Origin of the sequence: Pseudoalteromonas sp. S8-8 (assembly GCF_000497875.1) — a bacterium.
Classification (GTDB): Bacteria; Pseudomonadota; Gammaproteobacteria; order Enterobacterales; family Alteromonadaceae; genus Pseudoalteromonas; species Pseudoalteromonas arctica.
Genome location: NZ_AUTR01000065.1, coordinates 47,139 through 62,941, shown reverse-complemented (window position 1 = coordinate 62,941; position 15,803 = coordinate 47,139). Strand labels below are relative to the sequence as shown.

Genomic DNA, 15,803 nt, shown 5'->3' with positions numbered 1-15,803 from the left:
GTTATTTTCTCACTAATTGCAGCTCAAGCGGTGTTGCTGCATTGAATGATATTAAATTAAGACCCGATTTAGTTAAGCGATTAAAGCGCGTACTAAATGCTTGCTCAGCATTTTTAGCAAAGCGTTCTCTAAAGCTGTTATCCATTAATGGTAGGGCAAAGTCTTGACCATTTGCATTAACAGTAACGGCTTGCTTAAACGCAGGTAACTGATGCTCAAATGGATCGCTTATATGGCAACCAATCAGCTCGCAGTGGCGGCTTAATATTTCGAGTTGCTTAAAGCTGGCATCATCCAGAGCATTAAAATCAGACACCAAATACACTAAGCTGCCTGGTTTTGCTAAATGATTAAGGCGCTTTAGGTTATCGCTAAAGTTGTTAGGGGCTGTTTTATCAATATTGTTGAGCGCTTGCTGGTGGTTGTCGCATAAATTATGACAAAGCTTAAGGACTGCTTTTTCACGGGCGCTGGGCTTTAGCTCCAAATGCGAGTGCTGATTAAACACAATACCGCCAATTCTATCGCCGCGCTGACACGCCGACCATGCAACAAGAGCGCTTATATGCGCAGCTTGCACCGACTTTAATAGTAACTTTGAACCAAACAGCATTGAGTTTGAAAAATCAGTAAATACAAACACAGGGCGCTCTTTTTCTTCTTGAAAGAGCTTTGTGTGAGTCTCGCCGGTACGCGCAGTAACTCGCCAATCAATAGAACGAATATCGTCACCTTGCTGATAATGTCGCACTTCGGCAAATTCCATTCCTCGACCTTTGTGCGGTGCAAGGTATTGCCCTGTTAAGGTGTTTTTTATTTTTACCTTAGGGGCAAGTTCGAGCAATTGCGCTTTGGCTTTGTAATACATCAGCTCTTTGAGTGCTAAATTAACACCGTGGCTATGGCTCTGTTTGAGCCATGCTTGGGATTCTAATTGTTTTTGCATAACTTATGGTACGGCTACAAGTTCAACTATACGGCTTATTACTTGATCTTTAGTAATGCCATCGGCTTGGGCTTCGTAACTTAAAATAATGCGGTGACGCAGTACGTTATGCACAACAGCTTGAATGTCATCAGGTGCTACAAAGTCACGGCCTTGAAGCCATGCATGAGCACGAGCACATTTATCAAGTGCTATTGTTGCACGCGGACTTGCACCAAATTCAATCCAGCTACCTAGTTGCGCATCTAATTTAGCGCCTTCACGAGTGGCAATAATAAGTTGTACTAAATATTGCTCAAGCGGCTCTGCTAAATAAAGGCCTAATATTTCTTTACGAGCTGCAAATAAATCGCTTTGACTAATTTTTTGCATTACTGGTTGTTGCTCGTTAAGCGCTTCGCCACGTGTTAAACGTAGTATATCAAGCTCATGCTCTGCGCCAGGGTAGCCAATACTTAGGTGCAGTAAAAAGCGATCCAGCTGGGCTTCTGGTAACGGGTAAGTCCCTTCTTGCTCTAGCGGGTTTTGTGTTGCCATAACTAAAAATAGTTCGCTAAGCGGATAAGTGTTTTTACCCACGGTCACTTGTCGCTCTGCCATGGCTTCTAATAGTGCTGATTGTACTTTGGCTGGTGCACGGTTAATTTCGTCAGCTAAAATTAGGTTGTGAAAAAGAGGGCCTTTTTCAAATACAAACTCGCTAGTTTGTTGGCGGTAAATATCGGTACCTGTTACATCAGCCGGTAATAAGTCTGGCGTAAACTGTACGCGCTGAAACGATCCTTCAATACCTTTAGCAAGTGCATTAACTGCACGTGTTTTTGCAAGCCCAGGAGGGCCTTCTACTAATAAGTGACCATCAGCTAAAATAGCAATAAGTAGCGCTTGTGTAAGCTCTGGCTGGCCAATGATTTGTGTATCTAAGTACGTTTTTAATTGTGAAAATGCGTTAGCTGCCATAATAAGTGGACTGTCCTCGTCAGCTGGGTTTGTACCTAATAGTGTTAGGTGATAAATACTGACCTATTTATAAGGTTTATAATTGGGTAACTCAAGAGTTAGACTGTATTTTTTAAAATAGTTCGTTATTTTTTAACGATTTTTAGCGTACCACAAAACTTTGTAAATGCGTCTAAAAAAGCCTATTGTGATAGTCGTAATTAAACACTATTTATATAAATTTGTGTTTATCTATTGGCTTTAGTACACGGGTTGTTTAGAATCGAGGAAAACAAACAGGTCAGACCTGTCAGCGGGAGAGCATAAATGTCTGAGCAAAACATACTAAAAACACCAAAGGGCGACCGTATTGCCATAGTCAGCGGCTTACGTACACCTTTTGCAAAGCAAGCAACAGCGTTTCACCATGTACCAGCACTTGATATGGGTAAATTGGTGGTTAACGAAATGCTTGAACGATTAAATTTTAACAAGTCAGAAATTGATCAACTTGTATTTGGTCAAGTAGTACAAATGCCAGAAGCGCCAAATATTGCACGTGAAATTGTATTGGGCACAGGTATGCCGGTATCGGTTGATGCATATTCTGTATCGCGCGCATGTGCTACCAGCTTTCAGGCTATTGCTAATGTAGCTGAGTCTATTATGGCGGGATCTGTAAGTGTAGGTATTGCAGGCGGCGCAGATTCGTCATCAGTATTGCCAATTGGTGTTAGTAAAAAGCTAGCAGGCAGCTTAGTTGATTTAAATAAAGCGCGTACGCTTGGTCAACGTTTAAAAATATTTTCAAAACTGCGCTTAAAAGATTTATTACCAGTGCCTCCTGCAGTTGCAGAGTACTCAACAGGCCTTTCAATGGGGCAAACTGCTGAGCAAATGGCTAAAACACATAATATTAGCCGTGAAGATCAAGATGCGTTAGCGCATCGTTCTCACTCACTTGCAACGCAAGCATGGGCTGATGGAAAGTTAAAAGATGAAGTAATGACGGCACATTTACCGCCATATAAAAGCTTTATTTCAGAAGATAATAACATTCGTAAAAACTCAACTGTTGAAGGCTACGCCAAGCTTAAACCTGTTTTTGACCGTCAGCACGGTACTGTTACCGCCGCAAATGCAACACCATTAACTGATGGTGCAGCGGCCGTACTTATGATGAGCGAAAGCAAAGCAAAAGCACTAGGTTATGAAATACTAGGTTACGTACGTAGCTTTGCATTTTCGGCAATTGGCGTAGAAAAAGACATGTTAATGGGCCCAGCTCATTCAACGCCTATTGCACTAGATAGAGCGGGTATTACGCTTGCTGATTTAGATTTAATTGAAATGCACGAAGCGTTTGCATCGCAAACACTTGCCAATATGAAAATGTTTGCTTCAGACAAATTTGCACAAGAGCATTTAGGTCGCAGCAAAGCAATTGGCGAAATTAACATGGATAAGTTTAACGTTAACGGCGGCTCTTTAGCATATGGTCACCCATTTGCAGCGACAGGTGCACGCTTAATTACGCAAAGCTTACACGAGCTTAAACGTCGTGGTGGCGGTTTAGCATTAACAACAGCGTGTGCTGCTGGTGGTTTAGGTGCAGCCTTTGTATTGGAGAGCGCGTAATGACAGATTCAGTATTTAATTTAGCGGTAGATGAAAATAAAATCGCCGTGGTAACGATTGATGTGCCGGGTGAGAAAATGAATACCCTGCGCAGCAGTTTTGCCGATGATTTAAAAGCGTTACTAGAAGACGCTAAGTCGCAAAATGTAAAAGGCATGGTATTTATAAGCGGAAAAAGCGATAACTTTATTGCTGGCGCCGATGTAAAAATGCTCGATAGCGTTCAAAAGCGTGAAGATGCTTTAGCTATTAGCGAGCTATGTCATCAAGCGTTTTTTGATATGACAAAATTGCCATACACAACAGTAAGTGCGATTCATGGCGCTGCATTAGGTGGTGGTTTAGAGTTTGCTTTAGCATGTGATTACCGTGTTGGTACCGACAGTGATTTAACAAAAATTGGCTTACCAGAAGTGCAACTTGGTTTACTTCCTGGTGGCGGCGGCACCCAACGCTTAACTAAAATTGTTGGTATTCAAAAAGCACTAGAGTGGATGCTAACAGGTAAACAGATTCGCCCTAAGCAAGCTAAAAAAGCAGGTGTGCTTGATGACTGTGTACCGCACAGTGTGCTGCTAAAAGTTGCAAAAGAATTTGCGACTAAGAAAAAGCCACAAGCAAAAGAGCCAAAGCTCGACAATATTAGTAAATTACTAGAGTCAAACCCGTTTGGTCGTAACTTTATCTTTAAAAAAGCAAAAGAAAACGTACTTAAAAAAACGGGCGGGCACTACCCAGCACCACTCGCTATTATTAAAGCAGTGCGAGCTAGTGTAGAGCTTGATGAGCTAAAAGCGTATAAAACAGAAGCTGAAAGCTTTGCAACACTTGTAATGAGTGACGAATCGAAAGCGCTTCGCGGTATTTTCTTTGCAACCACTGAAATGAAAAAAGAGTGGCGCAATGATGACGCACCCGCAATAAGCAAAACTGCTGTTTTAGGTGGTGGACTAATGGGCGCAGGCATTGCGCACGTAAGTGCTGTTAAAGCTAAAGTACCGGTACGTATTAAAGATGTAGCAGAGCAGGGCATTAGTAATGCAATGAGCTACACCTATAAAATTTTAGATAAGCGTCTTAAGCGTCGTATTATGCCTAAAGCTGATGTGCAGTTAACGATGAACCGTATTACAGGTACAACTGACTACAGTGGCTTTAAACACATTGATTTAGTAATAGAAGCGGTGTTTGAAGATCTTGCACTTAAGCAAGGTATGGTTGCAGACGTAGAGCAGCAATGCCAAGCAAATACAATTTTTGCAAGTAACACGTCATCATTACCAATATCGCAAATTGCAGCGCAGGCAGCACGTCCTGAAAATGTAATTGGCTTGCATTACTTTTCACCAGTGGAAAAAATGCCATTAGTGGAAATTATTCCACACGAAGGTACGTCTCAAGAGACCATTGCCCGCGTTGTTAACTTTGCACGTAAGCAAGGTAAAACGCCAATTGTTGTAAAAGACATGGCCGGTTTTTACGTCAACCGTATTTTAGCGCCTTACTTAAACGAAGCTGCTAACTTAATGTTAGCAGGCGAGCCAATTGAAAAGATTGATGCGGCGCTTGTTGAGTTTGGTTTTCCGGTAGGCCCGCTGGCTCTACTTGATGAAGTAGGTATTGATATTGGCTCTAAAATTGCCCCAATTCTTGAAAAAGAATTAGGCGAGCGTTTTAAAGGCCCTGATGCATTTATGCGTATGATTGATTCAAAACGCCTTGGCCGTAAGTCTGGTCGTGGTTTTTATGAATACGATAAAAAAGGCAAAAAGGTTGATGAGTCAGTTTACGAACTATTGGGTGTTACCCCGGCTCCACGTTTAAACAAGAGCGAAATTGCTAAGCGTTGTGTATCGCAAATGCTTAACGAAGCAGTACGCTGTTTAGATGATGGCATTATTGCCAGCCCACGTGATGGCGATATCGGTGCAATATTTGGTATTGGTTTTCCACCATTTTTAGGTGGCCCGTTTAGCTATATGGATAAATTAGGCGCAAGTAAAATAAGCTCTGATATGTCTACATTAGCTAACAGCGATGCTAACTTTGCACCATGTGAATCACTGGTAACAATGGCAAGCTCTGGTGCTACTTTTTATAACGCAACACATGTTGAGGTTGTAGCTCCTGAAGTACAAAGCACTGAGTCACAAGAGCAAAGTGTAACTGAGCCTGAAGTTACCAAAGAGATTGAAACGAAAGAATAAAGTTTCTGCTATCTAAAAAAACCGCATTTAAATGCGGTTTTTTTATAGTTTTTATAAATAAATGAGGAGCTTAATGACATTATTTACACAAAGATTGAGCATATACCAAATGGAAGAATCTGATTGGCCTCTTTTTCTTGCGCTTCATCGCGATCCTCAAGTCCTCAAGTATTGTTTTGATATGCCAATGGAGTCACTGGTAAGAAACCGCTTTGAGATACGCTTGCCTAAGTGGAATGCTAAATCACGTCATCCCCTGTGTTTACTCATTATTAATAATCAAACAAAACAACCTGTGGGTGTTACAGGTTTTGCCTATGACGGAGAAACCGCAGAGCTTGGTTATTTATTATTGCCAGAGTATTTTAATAAAGGCTACGCGACAGAATCCCTAAGAGCTGTGATTGACTGGGCTTGGAAAGAATGTGGTATTAGGCAGTTTAAAGCAGTCGTAACGCGTGGCAATATTGGTTCTGAAAAGGTGCTTGGTAAGTGCGGTTTAACCCATACCGATACACTTTTTAAAGTGCATACAATAGGCGAAAAGTTATATGACGATTTAATTTATACGCTTAAGGTGTAGGGTTTTAATGGGCTAGTAGCCTAGCCCAAAAAGTGTTTACAAGTGAAGTGAAATAGCTTTTCGGTCTTTTTCTGGCATGTTTTCTACGACTAAATTAAATGAGTTATCAATCATTCTCTCAATTTCACCTTGTGGAATTGTGCCGTCTAAAATTACTGTGTTCCATAAGCGTTTATTCATATGGTAACCAGGGATCACTGCCGGGAAAATATCACGCAATGATATTGCTTCATCAGGATCGCACTTTAAGTTAAGCCACCAAATAACCTCACCATCATCATTAGTTTGACCGTCATTGCCAATAGCAAGAGTCGCAAACATTTTATGATTCACTTTATATACATCAACCTCTTGCGCAAATGGTTTTGTAACCTGAACAAGTGGTTTTTTAACTAAATACTCATGTACTTTTTTCTGGTCCATGATCCATTCCTTGAAGTCATACTCGGTAAAGCTACCATAGCAGTTTTTTTCACATTTGATTATATGTATTTTAGTATAAATTAAAATTTTACAAGCTAATACAACATGTAGCGTAAAACCAACGTAATTTTAGTTGAACAAAATCCAGTTCGTGGTATGTTTCTGGCAATCAAAAAAATAATAGGAATTCACACATGCCAAAGGCGAGTGATGTTAAAAAAGGTACTGCTATTGACTTCAATGGCCGCGTTTTAGTTGTAAAAGATATTGTGCGCTCTGTGCCGCAAGGTCGTGCTGGTGGTAGTTTATACCGTATGCGTTTATACGATGTGGTAACCGGTGGTAAAGTTGACGAAACATTCAAAGACAGTGACATGCTAACGCTGGCTGATTTAACACGCCGTGAAGTAATGCTATCGTACATTGATGGTGACGAGTATGTGTTCATGGATAATGAAGATTACACGCCTTATAACTTAAGCAAAGATGCTATTAGCGAAGAAATTTTATTTGTTAATGAAGAAACACAAGGCGTACACGTAATTGTTATTGATGGCGCGCCAGTAGGGCTTGATTTACCGTCAAGTGTTGAACTTGTTGTTGAAGAAACAGACCCATCTATCAAAGGTGCATCTGCGAGTGCTCGTTCAAAACCTGCACGTATGTCTACTGGCTTAAATATTTCTGTGCCAGAGCATATTTCAACAGGTGACCGTATCCGTATTAATACTGTTGAACACAAATTTATGGGTCGTGCTGAAAAGTAACTTGCAATACCAACCTGCATAAATCCTTGATCAATTTAACGAATTAAATTGCACTATAACGTCGTTAAAAGTTTTTTATTTACGACTGCATGGATGCAGGAGGTAGAGCAATGCAGGGAGCAATTGCCGAGAACAACTAGATATAAAAACTTTTGCCTAGTTCTAGCGTAATTTTCTTAACGTTAAATAGACCCCATATATAAGCAGATTGGTATAAATTATAATTTTAAAAGCCGAACCTGTGTTTAACAGGTTCGGCTTTTTTGTGCGCGCGGGGGATTTGTTGCTTTAAATTTAATCACGTTAGCGTTAGAATAACCGCCGTATTTTTGAGCAACTTTAAAGGGTAATTTTGTTTATAGTTTTACTAAGCAGTGCATTTATAGCTTTAATGTATTTAGAAGCCATTAAAAAAGGTATGCCAATTAAGCGATGGCTTATTTTAGGCGGTTTACTTGGGCCTGTGGCCTGGTGCTTGTTTAATCTACATTATCGTCGTGCTTTAGTAAGAAATGTAGGTATAAATGCGTGCATATGGCGCCCTTAATTTATCGACGCCACATTTTTATTTTTTCTAATTAAGCTTGGGGCTGCTTTAGTTTGTTGCTGCTTTAAAAATTCAGTAAATTCACTTTTTGATAGTGGCTTAGAATAGTAATAACCTTGTACTGTTTCGCAATTAAGCTTTTTAAGTATATCAATTTGATGAGCTTGTTCTACACCTTCAGCAACTACATGCAAATCAAGGTTATGCGCAATAGTGACTATTGAGTCGACCATATTACGCCCACGTTCGTTGGTCATGTCATCTATAAATGCTTTATCTACTTTAAGTGTATTAAGCGGAAATTGCTTTAAATACGCTAATGATGAATAACCAGTACCAAAATCATCCATTGCTAAATGAATACCTCGGGCACTTAACGAACGCATAATTGCAATGGCTTCTTTAGGGTCGTCCATTACAGTACCTTCTGTTATTTCAAGCTCTAAAAAGTAAGAAGGTAATTCGTTTTTTTGCAAAATAACGTCAATACGAGAAGTTAAATCGGGGAGGCTAAATTGCTTTGCTGATAAGTTGACAGCTACTCGGCCGCTAAATAAACCGCTATCTAGCCATTCTTTTACGTCTCTGCAGGCTTTGTTTAATACAACTTCGCCAATTTCAATTATTTGGCCCGTTTCCTCGGCTATGGGTATAAACACGCCTGGGCTAATAATACCTTTTTTGGGTGTAATAAAGCGTACTAATGCTTCCATGCCCGTTAGCTTGCCTGTGCGAATATTCATTTTTGGTTGGTAGTACACTTCAAAATGATCTTCTTTTAAACCAAAGCGCATAAGGTTTTCTATTTGCAGTCGTTTAACGGCTTGACGGTTCATCGTGTCGTTAAAAAATAGGTAGCTATTACCTTTCTTTTTAGCATGATACATCGCGGTATCTGCATTTTTTAGGAGCAGTTCAGGCGTATTACCGTCTTCTGGAAATAATACAATGCCTACACTTGAGGTGATTGCCAGTTCGTGGCCAGCCATTTTAAATGGTGTAGCAATGGCTGCTAAAAACTGTTTTGCCATACGTGTAATTACATGTATGTCGTTAGTGTCAGACATTACAAGAGCAAACTCATCGCCGCCTAAACGATAAAATACATCATTTTCGCGGGTTAGTTTATTTAAGCGCATTGCTAGTTTAGCTAATAAGCTGTCACCTAGTTGATGCCCTAACGAGTCATTTATTTTTTTAAAGTTATCTAAATCGAATACAAGCAAGGCGTGATGCGAGTTGAGCTTTACTAGCTTTTGCAAATCAGTAAAAAATAAATTTCGGTTAGGTAGACTAGTTGTGCGATCTCGATTCGATAAGTTATGTAACTGCGATTCGGCTTTTTTACGCTCTGTTAAATCTGAATAAACAACGACATAATTAGTTATTTGATTTTGATCGTTTTTAATTTCATCTATCGATATTTCTATAGGCAATAAAACACGCTCACTATTACGAAGCTTCACTTCTTGTTGGATATGTTCGCGCTCTTTTACTATTTCAATAATTCTGTTTGTGTAGCTTGGCTCATACCCAGATAGGTTGAAATCTTTTCCTAAGTATTGCTCGCGTACGCCACCAAACAAGGTTAAAAAACTCGGGTTTATATCAACCAGTTTAAAGTTTTTATCGTAAATTGCTAAGGCGTCAGTGAGAGATTCAACACATTTAGCAAAAAGGTTTAAGCGTTCTTCCGTTGATTTTAACTGTGATATATCGCGAACGGTACCTGTCATTCTAAGGGGTGATAAGTTGGCGTCTTTTTCAATTATTTTTCCGCGATCGAGTACCCAATGCCAACGACCAAATGTATCTTTGATTCGGTAGGTGGCTTCAAAAAAAGCAGACTGCTCTGCAAAGTGTACTTTTAACAAGTGCTCAACGTTATTAATATCGTGAGGGTGAATAAGGCCTTTGTTTGGCGGAAACCCCATTAAGGTAGTCGAATCCATTAAGTACTTATCGTTAATACGAATAACTTCGCCTGTTTTTATGTTCCAGTCCCAAAGTGTATCGCCGCTACCTTCTACAGTACTTTTAAGGCGTTTTTCCGAAAGACGGAGTTGACGGCGTGAGCGTCTAAGTTTGTGGATTACAAATAACAGGTAGGGCAAAGCAAGCGCTATAATGGCGCTTGCTAGTATAAGTATATTGTCGGAGTTGTAATTAAATGATGACTCAAAGGCAAAAAGCTCAAATGAGTAAGCAAGTACTACAAGCATGCTTAGTTTTATTATTATTTTTATCATTTTTTTATTACTTCTAATTTACAAATGATAATTTAAAACAAGCTAAACCTAGTGTCAAAGAGATTGAGAGTAAACGGGCATATTTTGAGATTTATTGACTTTTGCCGAGCTTAAAAGCTCATATCTTGGTCTATTATCATCAAATAGGCTTAGTGCATAAACTTTTAGTTCTTTTAGGGTTAGCGCATTTAAGGCATCTAAAAGTCGTTGTTGCATATGAAATTCATGATCTCTGTTACCAATAGCAAGCCATAACCGTTGTGAGCGTAGGCGCAGGTTTTTATCTTTTTCTGCAATATGAGTACTAAGGCCGTGTTTTTGCTGTTGCCAATCGTTTTCATCAAGTGCATCAATATTATCAAGGTAGTTTTTAATAAAACGGTTATGTCGATGCAATAAAGTTTTTGCATCAAACTTAGGTGACTGCACATAAAATGCTATACCAGCACGCGTGTTAAATGGTGCATAACCTGCGCCTACTAAATAACCAAGTTGCTGTGTAGTTCGTAATTCATTAAAGTAATCTTGATTAATTAAATGATTTAACGCCATCATTTTTACTTTTTCGGCCACGCAATCCGTTTGCGCTTGATAGTAAATAACCATTGCATGGTCGTTACAAGGAAGCTCTAACTCGTAGCGAGTTACTTTTTTAATTTCAAAAAGAGGGCGTCTTAAATCTTCAATTATGGTTGCGTTTTTTAAGTGATTTGCGACCTTTTTTTGAAAGGCTATTGCATCACTTTGCTGCCAGTTACCATGTAAAAATGATTCAACATGTAGTGCTTTAAAAAAGTCTGTTCTGAACTCATTAAATTGCTGAAAACAGGTGTTTTTTAATGCCGATGCAAGCTCCCCAGGTTGTGGGTTCCAAGGCATTATTTTTGCGCCTAAAATACTAAATAACTCACTGACTGGTTTGTTTTGGTTGCTATTGCGCCAATGCCTTACAAGCTGTTTTTTATATTCAGCAAAGCGTTTTGCACAGATCTCTACATTAAATAAAGCATCTATTAATTGATCAACAAGCTCTAACTGGCTAGATGAAAGCCCCGCGGTATGTAGAGTTAATCCACCTTGATGCGAGGTTAAGTGGTAGCTAAGTCCCGCAAGTTCTGCTGGATAAAATTGCTCGCCGACACTATCCATAAATAAATCTGTAAATAAGCGGGTGAGTGCCATATGTTTTACATCTTTTACGGCAAAATCAGAATCCATGGCCAAATAAAAATGGCCTTTAGCAACGCGAAATGTATTGTCTTGTTTAAACCAAAAATCAAAACCGGGTTCTTTTACTAATAATTCGGGTTTTGTTTGTGGTTTTACGACATCAAATAACACCACTTCTTTTGTTAAATAAGGATTAGCTGTAGGTAGCAGCATTTCGCTCAACGGCTTATTTATCTCGCTAAGGGCATCAAGCCAACTAGGTGAAATATGTTCTACTTTATATGGTGTGTTGTACCATGCCGTTTTATGTTCAGGCTCTACATCTGGATGTATAAGTACGATGCGCATATTATGTGGCGTTAACCACTGCATGGCCATTTCGTGGGTCGCTTTTTTAAAGCCTTCCATTAAATAGTCGCCTTGCACGTAATTTGCTTCGTCGTAATGCTGCATATTAATGCTTAAATTACTGACCCAATCAATTAAGCGTGATTTTTCTTGGTTATCGAATGCTATTTGTAATAGATTTTTTTTATCTTGATATAAGCGCGGCAATTTTTCGGTGTTATCGTTAATTAAACAAATGTATTCAAACACCATTTCAATAATGTCTTCAAAGTATTCAATACCCTCATCGGTAAGCGCTAAGCTAATATTAAAATCTTTGAAGTTGCTGCCATTAATACCACCGCCAGCAGAAAGTGCATTGATCCAGCCTTGTTCTTTTAAAATAGAATAAAGAGAACCCGCGCCTTCATAGCCAAGTAAATGGGCAATAAAACTTACTGTTTTATGGCGATAAAAGTCGTCAATATTAGGCATAGCAAAACTTATAATAAGTTTTTGCATATGCTTATGGGGCTCAATATGGAGTATTTTCCCTATGTCTTGTTTGCGATAAAGTGGCTCACTGATCTCTGGCTTTTTAAGGTTTTTGTTGCCGTTAATTGCGCCAAAGTAAGTTTGAGTCCAGCTTTGTAGTGTATCTAGTGTTTCGTTTGCGCAAATAACTAAAGTCATCCACTGAGCTTGGTACTGGCTATTAAAAAAGTCACGAAGCTCATCACTAATACAGCGCTCTCTGTCAGCTAAGGTTTGTAGGTTTCCTACAGAAAATTTAGCAAATGGATGAGCTGGGTTTACCGTTTCTTTATGGGCTTGATAAATACGGCGACCGTCGTCTTTTATTTTTAGTTTAAACTCGGCTTCAATTGCGTTGCGTTCTTTTTCTGTTTCGGCTGAATTTAAAAGTGGCGCAATAAAAAAACGGCTAAATTGGGTAAGTGCTTGTTCAAATTCTTGATTGTTAATATCAAAAAAGTAACAGGTATGCTCAGTTCCGGTCCACGCATTGGTGTTGCCGCCAGCTTGCGAAACAAAATTATTAAAACTGCCTGAATCTGGGTATTGGTCAGTGCCTAAAAAAAGCATGTGCTCTAAAAAGTGTGCTAGGCCTTGCCTATCAAGAGGGTCGTCAAAATGTCCGGCGTTAACTGCCATTGATGCTGCCGCTTTTGTAGAATCTTTATCTTGCACTAATAGTACTTTTAGACCATTGTCCAGTGTAAAGGCGCGGTATGCTCTGTTATCATTGCGGCTGATATTCAAATGATGCTCCTGAAACTAAACGTTTACTTGTTAACAACAGATGATGGCTTCAGGAAAGCGAAGTACAGCTTAAAGATTTACCTGAATCTCATGAAAGAACTATTTTAGAAATAAATAGATTTATATTGTTAATATAGCTGACAAACGGGCAAACTGGCTACTGTTTTATATTCTTTAATCGGTTGATTTTTTATGAAAACAATCCTAATAATGCGCCACGGCGAAGCAACACCCATGCAGGCTGATGATGCAGGTAGAAATTTAACCCAAGCAGGGCATGATGAAGCTGAAAAAATGGGCCTTTGGCTCAGTAAAGCACATTACCCTGATGCACTGTTAGTTAGTCCTTACATTCGAGCACAGCAAACAGCTGCAGGTGTGGCTAAAAATAACGTATTTAAATTTAGCGAAACCACGTCTGATATAATTCCCGAAGGCAAACCTCAAATTGCTGCTGACTACATCGAAACACTTATTGCTACGAACCCCCAATGCAATACATGGCTTATAGTGGCACACATGCCTATTGTAAGTTACTTAGTGGACCAATTAAGCCCTGGCAATATGCCCATTTTTAATACGGGTGCTGTTGCTGTTATTAGTTACGATGAGCAAACCCAGCGTAGTAGTTATTTAAGTATAAATGCCCCAGAAAACGTTTAAATATAAATAATTGAGTAAAGTAAAATGACAATAGAACGTTTACAAACAGGTGCGCGCATGAGCCGCATTGTAAAACATAACGGCACTGTGTATTTATGTGGGCAGGTATGCGCCGACGCGCAAAAAGATATCAAAGAACAAACTCAAACTATGCTTGATAAAGTAGAGGCATTGCTTGATGAAGCGGGAAGTTCAAAAGAACATATGCTTAGCGCGACTATTTATGTAAAGAGCATGGAATACTTTGCTGATATGAATGCAGTATGGGATGCGTGGGTAACCGAGGGTTATGCACCAGCACGTGCCTGCGTAGAAGCTAAAATGGCACGTGATGCACTGCTTGTTGAAATTTCAGTCGTTGCAGCTTTAAAAGAATAATAGCTTTAATGACTTGCTCCCCCGTTGTACTCATCACTGGCTCTAGTCGAGGTATTGGCGCAGCTACCGCATTATATTTTGCAAAGCACGGTTATAATGTTTGCATTAATTATAAAGCAGATTTAGCTAGTGCAATATTGGTGGCAGAAAAAGTAAAGCAATTAGGCGTTGAGGCTGAAGTAATTCAAGGTGACGTGTCACTAGAGGCTGACGTTTTAGCTTTATTTATGCATATAGATAAAGTCTTTGGTCGACTTGATGTACTAATAAATAACGCCGGTATTTTAAAACCACAAATGCCTTTGTTAGAAATGAGTGCTGAGCGCATAAACGAAGTTTTGACTACAAATATTACCAGTGCTTTTTTATGTAGCCGTGAGGCAATAAAGCGAATGGGAAATGGCGGTAGTATTGTTAATGTATCATCGGGGGCCGCTAAAACGGGCTCTCCTAATGAGTACATTGATTATGCAGCATCTAAAGGTGCAATGGACACATTTACTATTGGCTTGGCAAAAGAGGTGGCAAGTAAAGGTATTAGAGTTAACTCGGTTAGACCTGGGCTTATTTACACTGATATGCATAGCGATGGCGGCGAAAAAAATCGAGTCGATCGTCTTAAAAGTAAATTACCCCTTGGCAGAGGCGGTACACCCGAGGAAGTTGCTGCAGCAATTTACTTTTTAGCTTCAGAGCACGCTTCTTTTACAACGGGTAGCTTTGTTGATGTAGCCGGCGGTTTGTAAGCTAAAGTAATAAAGCTAGCCAAAACGTAAAGCTAATAACACTTAAGATAGTAGAAAGTACGACAGCCCCAGCAAGAGTAGCTTCATGCTGCTTTATTTGACTCGCAATAAGATAAGCATTTACGCCAACAGGGGACGCACTTAAAAGTACTAATACATTGAGTATTTGCGTGTCTAGTTTAAATACATAAGTGCCTACCAATAAAACTAGCGCAGGCAATAAAAATATTTTTAAAATTGATGCTATTAACGCGGGTTGCCAATTTGCTGCTATTTTATAAAAAGCTAAATTTGCACCAAGTACAAATAGCGCACAGGCAATTGCTGGTTTAGCTAATAGCTCCAAACTATTTGCTAAGTCGGTGAACAGTGTTACTCCTAATATGTTTAATATAAGCCCGCACCCAATACTCAGTACTATTGGATTTAACACCATACTTTTCCCAAAATGCGACCACGAAAATTTATCGCTACTGCCTTTAGCGCCTATTAAAAAAGTAAGTGCAAATAACAATGTGCTATGAAAAGTAATGATCATAAACGCAATGGCTATCATCTCTTTGCCAAGCGATGCAATAACAATAGGAATACCCACTAACACCATATTTGAATAGCTAGAAGCAAGTCCAAAGACGCCGTGTTGTTGGTAATTTTTTAAATACTTTTTATTTAAATAAAAGCGATCAATTAAAATACCCACCCCAAACACGCTCAGAACGGGTATGTAAAAACTCAAAAATGCAAAAAGGCTAATGCTTTGCTGTAAGTTAATTTGCGACATATTTAACAATAAAAAAGCAGGCAAACTAATATAAAAAGTAAATTTACTTAAGCCTGCAATATGCTGCTTTTCGAAAAATTTTAATCGGCAACAGCTATAACCAAACGCAACAATAAAAATGAGTGGAAAAATAATCGAAAAAATATGCACGAAGTTAC

The 15,803-nt window shown here is 39.2% G+C and carries 14 protein-coding genes; 8 read left to right on the top strand and 6 right to left on the bottom strand.

Annotated elements, in window-relative coordinates; genetic code table 11:
- Position 1: 1 nt before the first annotated feature.
- Entirely contained in the window at positions 2–946 is a 945-nt protein-coding gene (locus L659_RS0119865) for a DUF58 domain-containing protein (RefSeq protein ID WP_010554656.1), read from the bottom strand.
- 3 nt (positions 947–949) lie between these two features.
- Positions 950–1,906: an AAA family ATPase gene (locus L659_RS0119860; protein WP_004335627.1), complete on the bottom strand. Its 957-nt coding sequence runs from the start codon at positions 1,904–1,906 to the stop codon at positions 950–952.
- 306 nt (positions 1,907–2,212) lie between these two features.
- Here L659_RS0119860 and fadI point away from each other — a divergent pair, with 306 nt between their 5' ends.
- The 3 genes from fadI to L659_RS0119845 all read left to right on the top strand — a co-directional run bounded on the left by fadI (position 2,213) and on the right by L659_RS0119845 (position 6,313).
- A complete protein-coding gene (gene fadI, locus L659_RS0119855; RefSeq protein WP_004335629.1) occupies positions 2,213–3,523 on the top strand; it encodes an acetyl-CoA C-acyltransferase FadI in 1,311 nt (436 codons plus the stop codon).
- The gene (gene fadJ / locus L659_RS0119850; RefSeq protein ID WP_024591644.1) at positions 3,523–5,730 is read left to right on the top strand and encodes a fatty acid oxidation complex subunit alpha FadJ; all 2,208 of its coding nucleotides are present in this window, start codon (positions 3,523–3,525) and stop codon (positions 5,728–5,730) included. The genes fadI and fadJ overlap by 1 nt, the downstream gene beginning before the upstream one ends.
- A 73-nt stretch (positions 5,731–5,803) precedes the next feature.
- The gene (locus L659_RS0119845; protein ID WP_007580595.1) at positions 5,804–6,313 is read left to right on the top strand and encodes a GNAT family N-acetyltransferase; all 510 of its coding nucleotides are present in this window, start codon (positions 5,804–5,806) and stop codon (positions 6,311–6,313) included.
- 36 nt (positions 6,314–6,349) lie between these two features.
- On the opposite strand, the gene L659_RS0119840 is transcribed toward L659_RS0119845, so the two are convergent.
- Positions 6,350–6,736, bottom strand: a complete 387-nt coding sequence (locus L659_RS0119840) for an MmcQ/YjbR family DNA-binding protein (protein WP_007580596.1) — start codon at positions 6,734–6,736, stop codon at positions 6,350–6,352.
- Positions 6,737–6,930: 194 nt separating this feature from the next.
- Here L659_RS0119840 and efpL point away from each other — a divergent pair, with 194 nt between their 5' ends.
- Together efpL and L659_RS0119830 are read left to right on the top strand one after the other, a co-directional pair.
- On the top strand, positions 6,931–7,503 hold the full coding sequence (gene efpL / locus L659_RS0119835) for an elongation factor P-like protein EfpL (RefSeq protein WP_007580599.1): 573 nt from the start codon (positions 6,931–6,933) through the stop codon (positions 7,501–7,503).
- Between the two features lie 352 nt (positions 7,504–7,855).
- Positions 7,856–8,050, top strand: coding sequence for a hypothetical protein (locus L659_RS0119830; RefSeq protein WP_007580601.1), 195 nt, complete (start codon positions 7,856–7,858; stop codon positions 8,048–8,050).
- Here L659_RS0119830 and L659_RS0119825 read toward each other — a convergent pair.
- Positions 8,047–10,299, bottom strand: coding sequence for a sensor domain-containing protein (locus L659_RS0119825; RefSeq protein ID WP_007580604.1), 2,253 nt, complete (start codon positions 10,297–10,299; stop codon positions 8,047–8,049). The two genes, L659_RS0119830 and L659_RS0119825, sit on opposite strands and share 4 nt — an antisense overlap.
- Before the next feature lie 54 nt (positions 10,300–10,353).
- On the bottom strand, positions 10,354–13,077 hold the full coding sequence (locus L659_RS0119820; RefSeq protein ID WP_010554661.1) for an insulinase family protein: 2,724 nt from the start codon (positions 13,075–13,077) through the stop codon (positions 10,354–10,356).
- Positions 13,078–13,269: 192 nt separating this feature from the next.
- Between L659_RS0119820 and sixA the strand changes: the two genes are divergently transcribed.
- From sixA to L659_RS0119805, 3 genes are read left to right on the top strand one after another with little or no spacing between them, the layout of a single operon-like run.
- The gene (sixA, locus tag L659_RS0119815) at positions 13,270–13,740 is read left to right on the top strand and encodes a phosphohistidine phosphatase SixA (RefSeq protein WP_024591643.1); all 471 of its coding nucleotides are present in this window, start codon (positions 13,270–13,272) and stop codon (positions 13,738–13,740) included.
- Between the two features lie 24 nt (positions 13,741–13,764).
- The gene (locus L659_RS0119810; RefSeq protein WP_024591642.1) at positions 13,765–14,118 is read left to right on the top strand and encodes a RidA family protein; all 354 of its coding nucleotides are present in this window, start codon (positions 13,765–13,767) and stop codon (positions 14,116–14,118) included.
- Positions 14,119–14,126: 8 nt separating this feature from the next.
- Positions 14,127–14,864, top strand: a complete 738-nt coding sequence (locus L659_RS0119805; protein ID WP_024591641.1) for an SDR family oxidoreductase — start codon at positions 14,127–14,129, stop codon at positions 14,862–14,864.
- Between the two features lies 1 nt (position 14,865).
- On the opposite strand, the gene L659_RS0119800 is transcribed toward L659_RS0119805, so the two are convergent.
- Positions 14,866–15,795, bottom strand: coding sequence for an AEC family transporter (locus L659_RS0119800; RefSeq protein ID WP_024591640.1), 930 nt, complete (start codon positions 15,793–15,795; stop codon positions 14,866–14,868).
- Positions 15,796–15,803: the final 8 nt, after the last annotated feature.